Below are 16,901 nucleotides of genomic sequence, written 5' to 3' on the forward strand. Positions count from 1 at the left end.
CGAATATTACAGTCAGGACAGCGGTTCGAAACACTGTTAACCCAACGATAGTCGAATTGTAGCTTTGTTCATTGGCCTTCCGTGTCGCCTTTGCGGCAGTCTGACTAGCGTGTTCACACATCGGGCGGAGGAGTCCCCGGTGACGGAATTCCAATGGGAGGAACACATGAAAAGACTAGGTATGATTTCAGTCACGACCTTGGCCCTGTCGGCCTCAGGCGTTTTGGCTGATGAACTGAGCGTTGTATGCAGTGCCGAACAGGATTGGTGCGATCTGATGGTTTCGGCCTTTGAGGCTGAGCATCCCGATACCGATGTTCTGATGGTGCGCAAATCAACTGGCGAAACCCTTGCGCAGGTTCGTGCAGAGGCCGGCAACCCCAAGATTGATGTCTGGTGGGGCGGCACAGGTGATCCGCATCTGATTGCAGCCGAAGAGGGTCTGACTCAGGCCTCTGGCGTCGATACATCCGAGCTTTTGGGCTGGGCCCAGAACATGGCAGACATTTCGAACGGCAAGGCCATCGGCATTTATGCCGGCGCGCTTGGCATCGCCTACAATGCGGACATCCTGTCAGAAAAGAGCATTGAGCCACCGCAATGCTGGGCCGATCTGGAAGACCCCCGGTTCGAAGGTGAAATTCAGGTCGCCAACCCGAACAGCTCGGGCACTGCTTACACGGAACTGGCCACCTTTGTGCAGCTCTTTGGCGAAGACGAAGCGATGGTCAAGCTGGCGGCAGTTGGCAAAAACGTCAATTCCTATACCAAGTCCGGCTCGGCACCGTCCAAGGCCGCCGCACGCGGTGAAACCGGTGTGTCCATTGGCTTTATGCACGACATGGTGAAACTGGCCGCACAGGGCTTCCCGCTCAAGATCGTCGCCCCATGCGAAGGCACAGGATACGAAGTTGGCGCTGTTTCTGTCATCGAAGGCGCGCGCAACCCGGAAGCGGCCAAAGCATGGGTAGCCTTTGCCCTGCGCGCTGACGTTCAATCGCGTGCCCCCGAGGTTGGATCATTTCAGGTTCCGTCCAACTCGAATGCAAAGGTTGCACCAGAATCGCCTGATCTGGCTTCGATCAAGCTGATCGACTATGATTTTGCGACCTATGGCTCGAGCGATACGCGCGGCCGTTTGCTGGCCCGTTGGGACGCAGAAGTGGGCGATCCCAACCCGCAAAAATAAAGCCAGTGTCGGCGGATCGCCATTCCGCGATCCATTCGATCCAGATGCCCCGCCGCCGCGGGGCATCGCCACAATTCTGCGGAAGATACGATGAAAAACACTGTCCTGATCTGGCTGGCCATAGGGCTTGCCGGTTTCGCTTTCCTGCCTTGGCACATGACCGATGACGGCCTTTTTGATCCGGTCTGGATAAACGACGGCAATGCATCCACCGGCCTTTTCTCGGCCCTGTCCGGGCAATGGTGGCTGGCCCCTGCTGGCTTGGCGCCGCTCATGGCCATCGCGGTACAATTGTTCGTTCAGGCCCCAGTTCGCAGGGCCCGGATCACCCTTGCAATCGCCATTGCAGGGCTTTTCCTGATAGCCCTTCAGGGGATGATCATCGTCCGGGCCGGGCCACGAATTCTGGAGTGGCTGTTCACCGGCGAGGCCGCATTGGCCGGGCAACCGGGCATGGGGGCTGGTGCGGGCCTGTGCGCACTCGCGCTGTTGTTCGTCGCCACGGTTTCAATTTCGCAATCCGGCAAGGGACAGGGCGACGCCTTTGTTGTCAGCACGATCGGATTGATCGTGGCGCTTGTGGGGATATTCGTATTCTTTCCGGTCATGCACATTCTGGTGCGCGCCTTCGAAGTCGACGACGGCTATTCCCTGACCGAATTCTTTCCGCGCTTTTTCAGCGCCGACATCTGGGGTCTGGGATGTTTGTTTGGGCCGCGCAGCTGCGGGGTCGCGATCAACTCGCTCTTTCTTGGTGTGATGACGGGCGCTGGAACGACCCTGCTGGGGCTTTCCTTTGCCTTGATCTTCACCCGTACGGATTTTCGCGCAAAAAAGCTGCTGCGCGTCCTGACCGTCTTGCCGATCATCACCCCGCCGTTCGTGATCGGCCTGGCACTGATCTTGCTGTTCGGCCGGGCCGGCACCGTCACAGAATTTGTGGCCGATCTCTTCGGTTGGGAAAAAACCCGTTGGGTCTATGGCTTCTGGGGCGTCTATTTTGCGCAGTTGCTGTCCTTCACACCAATTGCCTTTCTGGTCTTGATTGGCGTCGTGCAGGGCGTCAGCCCGTCAATGGAAGAAGCATCCCAAACGCTGGATGCAGACCGTTGGCAAACCTTTCGCTATGTATCACTGCCACTGATGCGGCCAGGATTGGCGAATGCATTTCTTCTGGGTTTCATCGAAAGCCTCGCAGACTTTGGCAATCCCTTGGTTCTGGGCAGCGGCTATTCGGTGCTGTCGACCGAAATCTTCTTTTCCATCGTCGGTGCGGTTGCCGATCCTGCCAAGGCTGCCATCCTTGCCATCGCCTTGCTGACGCTGACCCTGTCGGCCTTCATGGCGCAGCGGATCTGGCTTGGTAAAAAATCCTATGCCACCATCACCGGCAAGGCGGACAGCGGACAAAACGCCAGCCTGAACCCTGCCCTGCGAACGCTGTGCTATGCCACGGCTTTGCCATGGGCCGCGCTGACGCTGGTGGTCTATTCGATGATCATCTTTGGCAGTTTCGTGAAACTCTGGGGCTATGATCACAGCTTTACGCTGGCGCATTACATCCGCGCCTTTGGCGTTGACCTGTCGTCCGGGCGTCTGACGGGTGTGGCCTGGGACAGCTACTTCACAACGCTGACCATCGCTTCGATCGCGGCTCCGTTGACGGCTCTGGTCGGTCTATCGACCGCATATCTGCTGGTGCGGCAGAAATTCATCGGCAAAGACGCCTTTGAATTCTCGACAATGCTAAGCTTTGCGATCCCCGGCACAGTCATCGGTGTCAGCTACATCATGGCGTTCAACTTTCCGCCTATTGAGCTGACCGGCACATCAATCATCCTGATCATCGTGTTTGTTTTCCGAAACATGCCGGTCGGCGTGCGTGGCGGCATCGCCGCCATGAGCCAGCTGGACAAAAGCCTCGATGAAGCGTCAATCACATTGGGTGCGAACAGCTTTGCAACCGTGCGCCGGGTGATCCTGCCATTGATGGGGCCGGCAATCCTGGCGGCACTAACCTACAGCTTTGTCAGGGCAATCACCTCGGTCAGCGCTGTGATCTTTCTGGTCAGCGCCAAGCACAACATGGCCACCTCCTTTATCGTTGGCCGGGTCGAGAACGGCGAATTCGGTCTGGCCATCGCCTATTCAGCTGTGCTGATCGTCACGATGCTGGCTGCGATCCTTCTTCTTCAACTGATGGTCGGAACCCGCCGTTTGCGCCGCGCCGACCGTGTTCAACAGACGGCTTGAGCCGACTTCAAGCAAGGAAATCCAATGACACAAGTAGCAACAGGCTCGGTCCGCTTTGACGGCGTGGTCAAGAAATACGGCGAAGTGACCGCCCTCAAGAAACTCGATCTGGACATCGAACCGGGCAAGCTGGTTACCCTATTGGGGCCTAGCGGATGCGGAAAAACCACCACTTTGCGGCTGATTGCCGGGTTGGAAATGGCCACCGCTGGACAAATCCACATCGGCGGCGAGGACGTGACACATCTGACGGCCACCTACCGCAAGGTTTCAATGGTCTTTCAATCCTATGCGCTGTTCCCGCATATGACCGTTCAGGAAAACGTGGCCTATGGACTGACCGTCAAATCCACGCCAAAGGCCGAAGCCGCGGACAAGGCCAACGAGGGTCTGGAACTGGTTGGGCTTGCCGGATACGGCGACCGCCTGCCAAGCGAGCTGTCTGGCGGACAGCAGCAGCGGGTCGCCGTGGCCCGGGCCATCGTACTGGAACCCGAGGTGCTGTTGCTGGATGAGCCGCTGTCCAATCTCGATGCGAAGCTGCGCCGCCATGTGCGTGAGGAAATTCGCCAAATTCAGCAGCGATTGGGCCTGACCGCCGTTTACGTGACACATGATCAGGAAGAGGCCATGGCGGTCTCCGACGACATCATCGTCATGAACAATGCCGAAATCGCGCAAAAAGGCACGCCAGCCGATCTGTATGAGGCGCCTTCGTCCGCTTTCATCGCGGACTTCATCGGGGATGCCAATCTGGCCGATTGCGACGTGAAGTCGGTCAGCGACGGGATGGCCTTGGTTGCGATGAACGGTCAAACCTATTCTGTCCCGACCCGAAACAGCCTCAGCGGCGCCGCGCAGTTGGTTTTGCGGCCTCACAGTCTCGGGCTTGCGCCCCCGGATACGCCGGGCGTCAAAGGAACTGTTTCCTACGCCGCCTATTTGGGTAAAGAGATGCAATACACTGTCGATACCGAAATCGGGCCGCTGTTTGTTATCTCGCCCGTGCAGGCCAAGCCGTTCAGACAGGGCGACGCGGTCTGTGTCAAAATCGATCCCACCCAAGCGAGACTCGTTGCAAGCTGATCCATGAAATCCCTTTTTCATCACAATGGGCAATCCATCGAAGTCTCATCCAGCGGGTGGCGTCGGTTGATACGCGACCATGGCTTTGGGGCTGTGATCTTTGATTGCGACGGCACACTGGTCGAAAGCGCAGCGGCGCATGCTCAATGCATGCTGGCCGCCAGCGCCGAACAGGGGCAACACATGCAGCCGGATTGGTATCGTGCGCGCACGGGACTCGATCGCATCAGCCTGTTTCAGGCCTTCGCACAAAGCCTGACCCAACCCTTTGATGTGAATCGGGCCTGTGCGACCAGCATTGATGCCTATGCCGAATTCGTACATCTGGCCGAACCAATCGCCGAAACGATATCATTGCTGCTGGAACTCGGCGCCACCCTGCCAGTCGCTGTAGCCACGAACGCCGAGCAGGCCATAGCCGAGCGTTCGTTGGAAAAAATCGCGATCAAAGACAAGGTCAGCACCTTGGTCACCATTTCAGACGGGGTTGCACCGAAACCATCGCCCGAAATGTTCCTGCTGGCAGCACGGCGATTGGGAACCGCGCCACAAACCACGCTGGTGTTTGAGGACTCGCCCCAGGGGGTCAACGCGGCAAAGGCGGCTGGCATGTCGGTGTTCGAGGTTTTCTGAGACCCGCGCGGATCACCAAGCCAAATAAAAAACGGCGCGACCGGGTTGGACGCGCCGCTTTTCGCAGTGAATACAGAACTGAGCTTATTCAGCAGGCCAGCCGCCAATGGCGCGCACTTCGAGGAATTCTTCGAGACCCCAAGTGCCGCCTTCGCGGCCGTTGCCGGACTGCTTCATGCCGCCAAACGGCGCCCCTGCCCCACGCGCTTTGCCGTTGATGTCCACCATCCCGGTGCGCACCAAGCGAGCCACCCGCCGGGCCTTTTCGCCATCCGTGGTCTGAATGTAGTTGGTCAACCCGTAGTCAGTGTCATTGGCGATGGCCACGGCCTCTTCCTCGGTATCAAACGGCATCATCGACAGAACCGGCCCAAAGATCTCTTCGCGCATGATGGTCATATCGTTGTTGCAATCGGCAAATACCGTTGGCCGAACGAAAAAGCCGCGGTTCAGACCTTCGGGGCGTCCAACGCCGCCAGCGACCAGACGGGCACCTTCGTCGATGCCCTTTTGGATCAGGTCCTGAACTTTGTTGAATTGCATCTCGGACACCAGAGGCCCGATGTGACGGCCTTCTTCCGAAGCCGCGTTCACGGTGATGGAGTCGGCCGCATTCTTTGCCTGCTCCACGGCTTCGTCATAGCGTGAGCGCTCCACCAGCATCCGGGTCGGTGCGTTGCAGGACTGACCGGTGTTGTTGAAACAGCGGATGATCCCGGCCTTGACCGCGCTTGGATCCGCATCCGCAAAGATGATGTTTGCGCCTTTGCCGCCCAGCTCGAGGCTGACGCGTTTGATCGTATCGGCCGCAGCAATGGTGATTGCCTTGCCCGCGCGGGTCGAGCCGGTGAAGCTAACCATATCCACATCGCGATGCGACGACAGTTGACTGCCAACACCGGGGCCATCGCCGTTCAGCATGTTGTAGACGCCCGCAGGAACGCCTGCTTCGTGCATGATCTCCGAGAACAGAATGCCCGACAAAGGCGACTGTTCCGACGGCTTGAGCACCATGGTGCAACCGGTGGCCAGAGCAGGAATTACCTTGAGCGTGATCTGGTTCATCGGCCAGTTCCACGGCGTGATCAACGCACAAACACCGATGGGTTCATGAATGATCTGGGTGTCCTCTCCGGCCCGCAACGGTCCTTCGAACTCAAACTCTTCCAGTGCTTTTATGAACGCGCCCAGATGAAACGAGCCGGTGCCGGATTGCTGAACCTTGGCCATATCGATCGGTGCGCCCATTTCGGCGCTGATCGCTGCGGCCATTTCGTCCGAACGCCGCTGATACACATCGAGGATGGTCTTCATCAAATCCAGACGCTCGGCCTTGGACGACAGGCGCCATTTCGGAAAAGCTGCCTTGGCGGCTGCAACGGCGGCATCGGTATCCGCCTTGCCACCCAGCGAAATGGTTGCGCAAGCCTCCTCCGTTGACGGATCAATCACCGCAAAATCACGACCGTCCTTGGGGGCGACCCAAGCACCATCGATATAGAAATTCTGTGCGTTATCCATTTTCTGATCTCCTTCCCTGAGATACTGGGCCAGCGTCATGAGACGCCTGTGAACGACCCGGGATCACTCTCTGCGCCAAGGCTTGACAGCAAGCACAGTGCAGCCGCAACCCCCTGAAACAGGTTTTTTGTATCGATACAGAACGCCGTATTTGAGCAGCCCTGCAGACCCGTTCAAAAATCGCCGTGCGGAGGATCAAAAACGACACGGCGTCGTTTTCGGCCAAGAATTGCGGAAAAAACGGGCAAAACTTGAATACATGAATCAAGAACGTAGTCGCATATCGCTTGTTTCGCGCGCCATTGGCGCACGGCGCGGACGTGCGGCACGGGGCCGGCCGAACAGGGTTTGAAACACCACACCCTGTTCCAAACAACCAGCTCAACGAGATTCGAAATGAATGCATCGACACCTTCCCGCCGCAGCGGTGGCCGCGCAGCCCGTGTTGCCGCCCGCTCTGCCCCTCTGACTGAAGAAACCCGCGCCGTTCGCCCCGGTATGACCGGTGGACAGCTCAAACCCCTGACCGAAGCCGATGTGCTGCGCATCCACCGCGCCGCGTTGAAGGCATTGGAGGAAATCGGCATCAGCGAAGCGCCGCCGTCCGGGATCAAAATCCTAACAGATGCCGGCGCAATTTTGGGGGACGACGGGCGCATTCGCTTTCCGCCTGCTCTGGTCGAGGACATGCTGGCCAAGGCCAACCGTTCTGTGACCCTTTGCGGCCGTGAGGCCCGCCATGACCTCGATCTAAGCGGTCAGCGCGTTCACTATGGTACAGCGGGCGCAGCGGTTCATCTGGTGGATGTACAAGGCGATGAATATCGCGAATGCACCTTGCAGGATCTGCATGACGCCGCCCGCATAACCGACACCTTGGACAACATTCACTTCCTGCAAAGGCCTATGGTGGCCCGCGATATTACCGACAATCGCGAAATGGATCTGAATACCATCTATGCCTGCAGCGCCGGCACGACGAAACACATCGGCACATCTTTTACCGAACCGGCATTCGTCGCCGACGCGCTGGAAATGCTCTACATGATCGCCGGTGGCGAAGATGCCTTCCGCGCGCGGCCCTTCATGTCGAATTCCAACTGCTTTGTCGTGCCGCCCATGAAGTTCGCGACAGAAAGCTGCGAGGTCATGGAGGCCTGCATTCGTGGCGGCATGCCGGTATTGCTGCTTTCGGCCGGTCAAGCCGGCGCCACGGCCCCAGCGGCGCTGGCAGGTGCCATCGTGCAGGCCGTCGCAGAATGTCTGGCCGGGCTGGTTTACGTCAACGCGATCGCGCCCGGTCATCCGGCCATTTTCGGCACTTGGCCGTTTGTTTCAGACCTTCGGACCGGCGCAATGTCCGGCGGCTCGGGCGAACAGGCCCTTCTGACCGCCGGATGCGCACAAATGCACGCCTTCTACGGCCTGCCCGGTGGCGCTGCCGCTGGTATTGCCGACAGCAAGCGCCCCGACATGCAAGCCGGATGGGAACAGATGTGTTCCAACGTCATGGGCGGGCTGTCCGGATTGAACATGGTGTACGAAGCTGCAGGGATGCATGCATCGCTCCTAGGTTTTTGCCATGAATCGCTCATTCTGGGCGATGATCTGGTTGGTCAGGCCTTGCGCTGCGTCCGCGGCATCGAAGTGACGGACGAAACGCTGTCTTTCGATGTCATGGCTCAGACCTGTGTCGGAGGCCCTGGGCACTATCTCGGGTCAGATCAAACTCTGTCCCGCATGCAAAGTGACTATATTTATCCGACACTTGCGGACCGCTCTTCACCAAAAGAATGGGCCGAAAACGACAAACCCGATCTGATCAAGGCAGCGACAGCTCGCAAAGAGGAAATTCTGGCCAAGCGCAGTGCTGCACGGTTTGATCCGGCGCTGGACGCCGCATTGCGTGAACGCTTCAACATCCACCTACCACAATAGTTACAAAGCGTTTAATAACAGTGGCCTGCGGGCCACTGTTTACTTAACACTATTGAACAGGTTAAACGCGTTTAGCCTTGCGCGAATGGGCGATAAACCCGCGCGAACTGGCAGCCTTGTCGGCGGCCAATGTTTCTTCCACCACCAGCCACAGTCCAGAAGCAATTACCAGCATCACGCCCAGAACCGTTCCGACGCCCGGCACTTCGCCAAAGGCAAAGAAGCCGATGGCGACCATCCAAATGAACTGAAGGTTCATCAAGGGCGTCGCCACATATGCTGGCAGCAAGCGCAGTGCCTCGACCGAGACGTAACGCGCGCCAAACAGGAACACAGCGTAGCCTGCGATCCAGACCACATCCCCAAGTTCCATCGGGCGCCAGACAAAGGGCAGCGCCACAGCCATCGTTAGCACCAGTGCCAGATTGGGCCAGAAGACCTGTGCCAGCGCGACTTTTTCTATTTTTCCGATGTAGCGTGCCATCAGCATCGAAATGCTGCCGGTCACAGACGCCACCAAAGCCCAAATATGACCGGTCTGCGCCGCACTGACACCGCCCGGCATCAGGAACAGCATGCCGCCCACGCCAACCGCCAAAGCGACCCAAGCCAGTGGCCGCGGGCTTTCGCCCAAAAGCGGGCCAGAGATCGCAGCCACGATCAATGGCGTCAGGCCGATAAACAGGAAAACATCCGCAAAGGGCAGCAACCTGAAGGCCTGAAAGAAAGCCACAGAGGCAACCACCGTCAGAAGTGACCGGATCGCCATTGCCTTTTTGCTGCGAACCCGCAGCGTCTCACCCTTTTTCATCCGCACAGCGGACGCGCTGAAGGCAACAACCAGCAATCCTGACAAGACAAACAGTTGCGGCGCTTCATAGCCGCCAGCGATCATTTTTGTGATCCCATCAGCAGACGCGATCATACCCGTGTAGAGTACGATCAAAATTCCGCCTGCCAGAGCCGCGTTCATGAGCGGCCTGCCCGCGCAAAACCTTCGAAAAACGCATCGAAGTGATCGGAGCTTTCAGCGGCCATGTTCAGCACATCGTTGGCCTGCGCAGAAAGCTGCGGCTCCATCCGGCGGCGCATCACATCCCAGTCACCGCTGCGCTGGCTCTCCAAGGCCATCATGGTCTGGCTGATCTCGCGCAATGGCGCGCCCGCCTTAGGGCGGTCAAAACGGGTTCTTGTTGCGGAAACAGGTTTGCGGAAAATCGGCTCACCCGCGACAGCAGCATGCCAGTTACAAACCAGAAACTCATGGTATGCATCATTCAAAGACACTGTCTCACCGGCCTCCAGCTCGAACTTGCGCGTTTCTTGGGCCAACCAAGCCGTCCATACAGCCGGTGGTTGTTCACCTGCATAGACCATACCCGTGCAAATTTCAGAAAGCAAATCCGCATTTTGGTCAAGAAATGCTGTAAGACCAGCAAAATGCAGACTTTTTAGCGCATTTTGTGTCAAATTTGGATCACGCCGACCGTACTCGGACAGGTAGAACACAATATGTGTCAGCTCATAGGCTGCTTTCTTATTTGGCAGCGCAAATGTCTTTGTGCGTGACGCGAATGTGCGCAAGCGATCGTTCAAAAAAGGATCGTTAACCGGATCAATGCCACGTCTTGCCATAAGCCGACGCGCCTCGGCGCGTTGCAGATCCGACAATTCGGCCTCGGCCAAGCCTTCGCCATGTGCGAAATCGACCATTTTGGCTGCTTCTTCGCCCGGCATACCAAGATCTTCGAGATCGAGGGCCAGCGACAAAAGAAAGCGGTAGTACTGCGGAAAGAACTGCAACCGTTCCATGGCCGAAGCATAGAATCCGCCATGCACGGCCAAGGCATCTGGGGCAACAGACTGCCCCGTGCATTCCAGAATATTCAACAGCTCGGCGTTTTCCTTGAGCCAGAAAACATCGTCGCCCGTCCGGCGCTCTCGCGCAAAAAGGGCAACCAGAGAAGATAACCGCGTCTCAAGCGGTTCAATCCGGGACGGGACGGCAAGGGAGATAACGTTGCTCATGGTAATATCCTTGTCGGTATTGGCAGAGCGCCCCTGCGCCCCGCCCGGTTTCATCGATCGTCTCAGGCCTTGGCTGGGCCGGACCAGCTGGTGAAGGCCTCTACCGCGTTGCCGCCGTCGGCTTCGCCAGTTGTAGGGCCGGACCATGAGGTGAAGGCTTCGACTGCATCGCCACTGTCTGCTTCGCCGGTGGTTGGGCCGGACCAGGACGTGAACGCCTCGACATTGTCGCCCGCATCGGTGTTGCCTGCCGCAGGGCCGGACCACGATGTGAACATTTCAACCGCGTCGCCGCTGTCTGCTTCGCCGGTGGTTGGGCCGGACCAGGACGTGAACGCCTCGACATTGTCGCCCGCATCGGTGTTGCCTGCCGCAGGGCCGGACCACGATGTGAAGGCTTCAACCGCATCGCCGCTGTCTGCTTCGCCGGTGGTTGGGCCGGACCAGGACGTGAACGCTTCGACGTTGTCGCCCGCATCGGTGTTGCCTGCCACAGGGCCGGACCACGATGTGAACATCTCAACCGCGTCGCCGGCGTCAGTGTTGCCAGCCGAAGGGCCAGACCACGACGTGAACATTTCGGTCGCTGCGCCGTCGTTCATGTCGCCCATTTCGGGGCCGGACCAGGACGTGAACATTTCCACGCTTTCGCCGGTCAGAGCGCTGGCGCTGGTCGTGGTGTTGAGGGGTTGTTGACGGCTGATGTGCTTGAGTTGTGCAGACATGGTGGTGCTCCGTGTTGGGTTAGTTGATTGACCCCTTCACGCTGCCCGGAAAACTTGTTTGCAAAAAAGTTAATTCTTGTTAAAGTTGATTAATACATGCTTTGTCCACATCAAGGCTGAGTCTCAGGCTTCCGGCCTTCCCCACAAACATGCCTTATCCACAGAGACCTATTTCTTGTGGACTAAAAAAAAGTTTGCAAAAAATCGGCGTTTTGCAAAGTCTTAACGCCCTCGAATCGCCTACCCATTTACGGTGAGACGCCTGCGATTGACTTGCGCCGGGGCCTCTGCTGCGCGATAGCTGAGCAAACGGGAGGCCGCGCATGAAGATCGCAACATTCAACATCAACGGCATCAAAGCCCGCATCGGCGCCCTGACCGACTGGCTCGATGAAGCACAACCGGACGTGGTTCTGTGCCAAGAGATCAAATCGATCGACGAGGCGTTTCCACGCGAGCCTTTCGAAGACCGAGGATACATTGTCGAGACCCACGGTCAGAAAAGCTTCAACGGGGTCGCGATTTTGAGCAAGTTTCCGCTCGAAGATGTCACCCGGGGGCTGCCCGGTGACGATGAAGACGAACAGGCGCGCTGGATCGAGGCCACAGTTGTCGGCGACAAACACGCCTGCCGTCTGTGCGGTTTGTATCTGCCGAACGGCAATCCAACGCCCGGCCCCAAGTATGACTACAAGCTGGCCTGGATGGAGCGTCTCGAAAAACGCGCGCGACAGCTGTTGGCTGACGAGATGCCCGCCATGATGGCCGGTGACTACAATGTCATTCCGCAGGCCGAAGACGCGGCCAAGCCCAACAGCTGGCGCGAGGATGCACTGTTTTTGCCGCAAACCCGCGCCGCCTTTCGGCGGATCATGAACCTAGGCTTCACCGAAGCATTCCGCGCCCGCAATCAGGCACCAGAGCAATATTCCTTCTGGGACTATCAGGCTGGCGCTTGGCAGCGCGGGAACGGTATTCGGATCGATCACCTGCTTTTGACACCGCAGGCCGCCGATCTGATGACCGATTGCCAGATCGATAAAGCGATCCGCGGGCGTGACAAACCCTCGGATCACGTACCGGTCTGGGTCGATCTGGCCCTGTAAGAGACACAGATACACTGTGCACTCTGCTTGCACCGGGCGGGCCCGCGCACTAACTCTGGGTAGACAGTAATCAAACACGAAGGGGGCGGCACTCAACATGCCCATGGGACGCCAAGAAATCGAAAGCCTGCTGCGCGAGACTTTCCCGGATGCCAAGATCGTCGTCGAAGGCGATGACGGTGTTCATATGTCCGCCATGGTGGAGGACGAAAGCTTTCGTGGCAAAAACCGCGTGCAACAACAGCGCGCCGTCTATGCAGCCCTCAAGGGCAAGATGGACGGCCCTGCCGGTGAATTGCACGCTTTGGCCCTGACCACCCGCGTGCCGGGCTGATGGGCACCGCGTGATGGACATCTTTGTTCTGATCGCTCTTGCGCTGGTCATCGCGATGATTGTCGCGCTGGCCATGCTGGAACAGCGGCGCCATCCCGGGCGCCGTGGCAGCGAGCCGGGCAAAGGCTATCATCACCTGAAATCCGACTATCAATCCGGCGTCGGCGGCGGAAACGTCAAAACCTGGAAGGTTCCACGCGATCCTCAGGAATACGCCCGCCAATTCGTACCGCATTCAAAATCAAACGCATCCAAGGACGCAGACCAATGAGCGACGCAAAGAACCAAATCGACGAAACCATCAAGGCAAACGACGTGGTGCTCTACATGAAAGGCACCAAATCCATGCCTCAGTGCGGCTTCTCCAGCCGCGTGGCCGGTGTTCTGAACTACATGGGCATCGACTACGCCGATGTGAACGTGCTCGCTGACGAAACGATCCGTCAGGGCATCAAGGACTACTCCGACTGGCCCACCATTCCGCAGCTCTACGTAAAGGGCGAATTCGTGGGCGGCTGTGACATCATCACGGAAATGACCCTATCGGGCGAGCTGGACCAGCTTTTTGAAGAAAACCAAATCGCCTACGACAAAGACGCGGCAGAAAAGATCCGCGAAGCGAACGGCCTGATACGGCGCCGCGCCGTTCATCCGGCAATAGCGAAACAGAAAAGCGGCCGGGCATTCAAACCCGGCCGCTTTTTCTTTTGTTGCCGCTTAGAGGCTTTTAGCCCGCCGCTTTTTCCTCTGCGGTTTCGGCCAAGGCTTCGGCGCGGGCGGCCAGTTCGGCCAGCGCGTCCGTCACATCCGTAGGAATGACAGGCACTTCGATCCGGTGTGGTTCGGGCGCGGGCGCGTTTTGCAGTTCGGTCAACTGGGTTTGCAAGGCTCCGATGCGGTCTTCGGCTTCGCGCAGGCGCTCTTCCAGTCCGGCTGTCTTGTCTGCCAGCATGAGGCCCGCCATCAGCAACATCCGCGCTTCGGGCATGCGCCCGATCTGACTGACCAGAACGTCGGCTTCGGTGTCGAGCATCTTGGCGGCGGAATAAAGATACTGTTCCTCGCCGCGCTGACAGGCCACTTCGAAGGTGCGACCGCCGATGCTGATTTCCACTTCGATCTGGCTCATGACACCTGCTCCTGTTCGTCTGCTTCGCTGATTGCGGCCTCGACAGCACCGAGCACCAGTTTTGCCTCGGCGGCTTCAGCGCTGCGGGTGGCGCGCAGAGCTTCAAGCTCTGTCAGCATCGCCTTGTTGATCAAATGCGGCTCCCCGACGCCTTTGGCATTCGCTTCGCGCAGATCCGCATTGGTTTGTCTGAGCGATTCATTGGTGGTGCGCAGACGTTGCAGGTCCGAGTCCAGTTGGGCCATGGCCTCACGCTGGGATTCGACCTGCTCTCTCAGACCGGCGGTCTCTTCTTCGATGCGGCCACGCAACGCCTTGAGCCGTTCTTCGAGCTGAGCATTAGCCAGTTTTTCGTCTTCCAGTGCCAGTTGCAGCGCTTCCACGTCTGCACCGCCCGAGGACGGGACGTCAAAGGCGCTGGTTTGCGCAAGGCTCGGGTCGGGCACCGGGGCTGCGTCGCGGGCGGCTTCTGCTTCGGCCATGGCGTCGGCTGCCGCCGCTGCTGCCGCAGTTGCCGCGGCCGCTTCGGCTTCGGCTGCGGCGGCGCGGGATTTCAGCGCCTCCAGCTCCTGCGATGAAACAGACGGTTCCCACTTGTCCACGGCGCGTGTGACGCGATCCAAGGCCTGTGTGATCCGCCCCTGCAAGTCATCCAATTGGCTCATTCCGCCCCCTTTGGCCCTACCTGACACCAGCGATGTATCTTTTCATTCAGGCCACACGCGAATCGATGGCCCATAAGAATAAGCAAGTTTAGCAAGCACCCCGGAAAAATGCGCCCCTTATGTTCCAAGGTGTTACGGGGCGCGCTTCATCCTTGTGGCGAATTGGCTGTCTGGCTGCGCTTGATATTCCACGCCGCGATGATATTGAGCCTGCGCAACCTTACTTCCAAAGGACCAGAGCGCCGTGGATATCCAAGACCTTAAAGCCAAGAACCCTGATCACTGGATGCGCGCCACCGCCATCCGGGCCCTGGCGCTGGACGCCGTAGCCGAAGCCAATTCCGGCCACTCCGGCATGCCCATCGGCATGGCCGATGTCGCCACTGTTTTGTGGTCAAAGCACCTCAAGTTCGACGCCAAGCGCCCGGACTGGCATGACCGCGACCGCTTTATCCTGTCCGCCGGTCACGGCTCCATGTTGCTCTACGCCCTGCTCTATCTGGCCGGCGATGAGGAAATCACACTCGAGCAGGTCAAGAATTTCCGCCAGTGGGGCGCGAAAACCGCTGGCCACCCGGAAAACTTCATGGCCAAGGCCATCGAAACAACCACCGGTCCGCTGGGTCAGGGCATCGCCAACTCAGTCGGCTTTGCTATGGCCGAAGAAATCCTGCGCGCGCGCTTTGGGCGCAAGGTTGTCGACCACCACACCTATGTCATTGCCGGGGACGGCTGCCTGATGGAAGGCGTCAGCCAAGAAGCGATCGGCATCGCAGGCCGTCACAAGCTGGGACGGCTGATTGTGCTTTGGGACAACAATGACATCACCATTGATGGCAAAGTTTCGCTTTCGGATCGCACCGATCAGGTCAAGCGCTTCAAGGCATCCGGCTGGCACGTTCAGGAAATCGATGGTCACGACCCCGAGGCAATCGATGCGGCCATTGAGGCGGCTAAGAAGACCAAATCGCCCAGCATGATCGCCTGCAAAACGCATATCGCACTGGGTCACGCTGCGCAGGACACCTCCAAAGGGCACGGCGCGTTGACCAACGCCGAGCAGAACGACGCCGCCAAGGCAGGCTGGGGCTGGAACGCTGCGCCATTCGATGTGCCCGCAGACGTAAAGAGCTGGTGGGAAGCGGCTGGTAGCCGCGGAGCTGCCGATCGCGAATCCTGGGAAGCCCGCTTTGCCGAGCTGTCCGAAAACCGTCAGGCCATGTTCAACCGCATGATGTCTGGCGAAGCACCCAAGAAGCTGAGCGCAACCATCAAGGCATTGAAAAAGCAGATCAGCGAAACCGCCCCCAAGGTCGCAACGCGCAAAAGCTCGGAAATGGTTCTCGAGGTGGTCAACCCGATCATGCCGGAAACCGTGGGTGGCTCCGCCGATCTGACTGGGTCAAACAACACGCTCACCGCAGATCTGGGCGTCTTTGACGACACCAACCGCAAGGGCCGCTACGTCTATTGGGGCATTCGCGAACATGGCATGGCTTCGGCAATGAATGGCATGGCTCTGCACGGCGGCGTGCGCCCCTACGGCGGCACTTTCATGGCCTTCACAGATTACGCCCGTCCGGCCATGCGTCTGGCAGCCCTGATGAAAGTGCCGACTGTCTTTGTGATGACGCATGACAGCATCGGTCTTGGTGAAGATGGTCCAACCCACCAGCCGGTTGAACATTTGGCTATCAGCCGCGCCACACCCAATACATTGGTGTTCCGCCCTGCGGATACTGTCGAAACGGCCGAAGCATGGGAAATCGCCTTGCGCCAGACCGGCACGCCGTCTGTCCTGTCGTTGACGCGTCAGGGCCTGCCAACCGTGCGGACCGAACACAAGAACACCAACCTTGTCGAGAAAGGCGCCTATGTTCTGGCAGAAGCAGAAGGCAAGCGTCAGGTCATTCTGATGGCCACTGGGTCCGAAGTGTCGCTGGCGCTGGCTGCCCGTGACATGCTTCAGGAACAGGGGATCGGGACACGGGTTGTTTCCATGCCTTGCTGGGAGCTGTTCGAAATGCAGGACGAAGCCTATCGCAAGCGCGTCTTGCCGGCTGGCCCTGTCCGTGTTGCGGTCGAGGCAAGCATCCGCTTTGGTTGGGATCGCTGGCTGTTCGGTGAACGCGGCCGCCGTGAAAAGGCAGGATTTGTCGGCATGCACGGCTTTGGCGCTTCGGCACCGGCAAACGTTCTGTTCGAAAAATTCGGCATCACCGCCGAAGCCGTGGCGCAGAAAGCCAAGGACCTCACCGAAGGCAAATGGCAGCCTGACACAACGGTCTAGGCCC

General features: G+C 58.6%; 15 protein-coding genes and 1 pseudogene. 10 read left to right on the forward strand and 6 right to left on the reverse strand.

The window, feature by feature from the left end:
* Positions 1–166 precede the first annotated feature (166 nt).
* The 4 genes from PFY00_RS06835 to PFY00_RS06850 all read left to right on the forward strand — a co-directional run bounded on the left by PFY00_RS06835 (position 167) and on the right by PFY00_RS06850 (position 5,161).
* Positions 167–1,189, forward strand: coding sequence for an ABC transporter substrate-binding protein (locus PFY00_RS06835; protein WP_271431787.1), 1,023 nt, complete (start codon positions 167–169; stop codon positions 1,187–1,189).
* Positions 1,190–1,279: 90 nt separating this feature from the next.
* Positions 1,280–3,442 carry an ABC transporter permease gene (locus tag PFY00_RS06840; RefSeq protein WP_271431788.1) on the forward strand — a complete coding sequence of 721 codons (2,163 nt, stop codon included), beginning with the start codon at positions 1,280–1,282 and terminating at the stop codon, positions 3,440–3,442.
* A gap of 24 nt (positions 3,443–3,466) precedes the next feature.
* A complete protein-coding gene (locus PFY00_RS06845) occupies positions 3,467–4,528 on the forward strand; it encodes an ABC transporter ATP-binding protein (RefSeq protein WP_271431789.1) in 1,062 nt (353 codons plus the stop codon).
* Positions 4,529–4,531: 3 nt separating this feature from the next.
* Positions 4,532–5,161, forward strand: coding sequence for an HAD family hydrolase (locus tag PFY00_RS06850; protein WP_271431790.1), 630 nt, complete (start codon positions 4,532–4,534; stop codon positions 5,159–5,161).
* Positions 5,162–5,245: 84 nt separating this feature from the next.
* On the opposite strand, the gene PFY00_RS06855 is transcribed toward PFY00_RS06850, so the two are convergent.
* Entirely contained in the window at positions 5,246–6,682 is a 1,437-nt protein-coding gene (locus PFY00_RS06855) for an aldehyde dehydrogenase family protein (RefSeq protein WP_271431791.1), read from the reverse strand.
* 396 nt (positions 6,683–7,078) lie between these two features.
* On the opposite strand from PFY00_RS06855, the gene PFY00_RS06860 reads away from it, so the two are divergent.
* Positions 7,079–8,620, forward strand: coding sequence for a trimethylamine methyltransferase family protein (locus tag PFY00_RS06860; protein WP_271431792.1), 1,542 nt, complete (start codon positions 7,079–7,081; stop codon positions 8,618–8,620).
* Between the two features lie 61 nt (positions 8,621–8,681).
* On the opposite strand, the gene PFY00_RS06865 is transcribed toward PFY00_RS06860, so the two are convergent.
* The 3 genes from PFY00_RS06865 to PFY00_RS06875 form a co-directional block, all read right to left on the reverse strand.
* Positions 8,682–9,593, reverse strand: a complete 912-nt coding sequence (locus tag PFY00_RS06865) for a DMT family transporter (RefSeq protein WP_271431793.1) — start codon at positions 9,591–9,593, stop codon at positions 8,682–8,684.
* The gene (locus PFY00_RS06870; protein WP_271431794.1) at positions 9,590–10,648 is read right to left on the reverse strand and encodes a DUF6902 family protein; all 1,059 of its coding nucleotides are present in this window, start codon (positions 10,646–10,648) and stop codon (positions 9,590–9,592) included. Before PFY00_RS06870 ends, PFY00_RS06865 begins: the two co-directional genes overlap by 4 nt.
* Before the next feature lie 62 nt (positions 10,649–10,710).
* On the reverse strand, positions 10,711–11,373 hold the full coding sequence (locus PFY00_RS06875; RefSeq protein WP_271431795.1) for a DUF6749 family protein: 663 nt from the start codon (positions 11,371–11,373) through the stop codon (positions 10,711–10,713).
* 323 nt (positions 11,374–11,696) lie between these two features.
* Between PFY00_RS06875 and xth the strand changes: the two genes are divergently transcribed.
* The 4 genes and pseudogenes from xth to grxD all read left to right on the forward strand — a co-directional run.
* On the forward strand, positions 11,697–12,479 hold the full coding sequence (xth, locus tag PFY00_RS06880; protein ID WP_271431796.1) for an exodeoxyribonuclease III: 783 nt from the start codon (positions 11,697–11,699) through the stop codon (positions 12,477–12,479).
* Between the two features lie 97 nt (positions 12,480–12,576).
* The gene (locus PFY00_RS06885; protein ID WP_271431797.1) at positions 12,577–12,813 is read left to right on the forward strand and encodes a BolA/IbaG family iron-sulfur metabolism protein; all 237 of its coding nucleotides are present in this window, start codon (positions 12,577–12,579) and stop codon (positions 12,811–12,813) included.
* A gap of 13 nt (positions 12,814–12,826) precedes the next feature.
* Complete coding sequence (locus PFY00_RS06890) at positions 12,827–13,084, forward strand: hypothetical protein (protein ID WP_271431798.1); 258 nt, start codon at positions 12,827–12,829, stop codon at positions 13,082–13,084.
* Positions 13,081–13,440: pseudogene (gene grxD, locus PFY00_RS06895) on the forward strand (Grx4 family monothiol glutaredoxin); the annotation flags it as partial. The gene PFY00_RS06890 and the pseudogene grxD, both read left to right, overlap by 4 nt.
* A 100-nt stretch (positions 13,441–13,540) precedes the next feature.
* Here grxD and PFY00_RS06900 read toward each other — a convergent pair.
* Together PFY00_RS06900 and PFY00_RS06905 are read right to left on the reverse strand one after the other, a co-directional pair.
* Positions 13,541–13,942, reverse strand: a complete 402-nt coding sequence (locus PFY00_RS06900) for a cell division protein ZapA (protein WP_271431799.1) — start codon at positions 13,940–13,942, stop codon at positions 13,541–13,543.
* Positions 13,939–14,607 carry a hypothetical protein gene (locus PFY00_RS06905; RefSeq protein WP_271431800.1) on the reverse strand — a complete coding sequence of 223 codons (669 nt, stop codon included), beginning with the start codon at positions 14,605–14,607 and terminating at the stop codon, positions 13,939–13,941. Before PFY00_RS06905 ends, PFY00_RS06900 begins: the two co-directional genes overlap by 4 nt.
* A 244-nt stretch (positions 14,608–14,851) precedes the next feature.
* Here PFY00_RS06905 and tkt point away from each other — a divergent pair, with 244 nt between their 5' ends.
* Positions 14,852–16,897, forward strand: a complete 2,046-nt coding sequence (tkt, locus tag PFY00_RS06910) for a transketolase (protein ID WP_271431801.1) — start codon at positions 14,852–14,854, stop codon at positions 16,895–16,897.
* Positions 16,898–16,901 lie beyond the last annotated feature (4 nt).

The organism is Thalassococcus lentus (assembly GCF_028023555.1).
Lineage (GTDB): Bacteria > Pseudomonadota > Alphaproteobacteria > Rhodobacterales > Rhodobacteraceae > Thalassococcus_A > Thalassococcus_A lentus.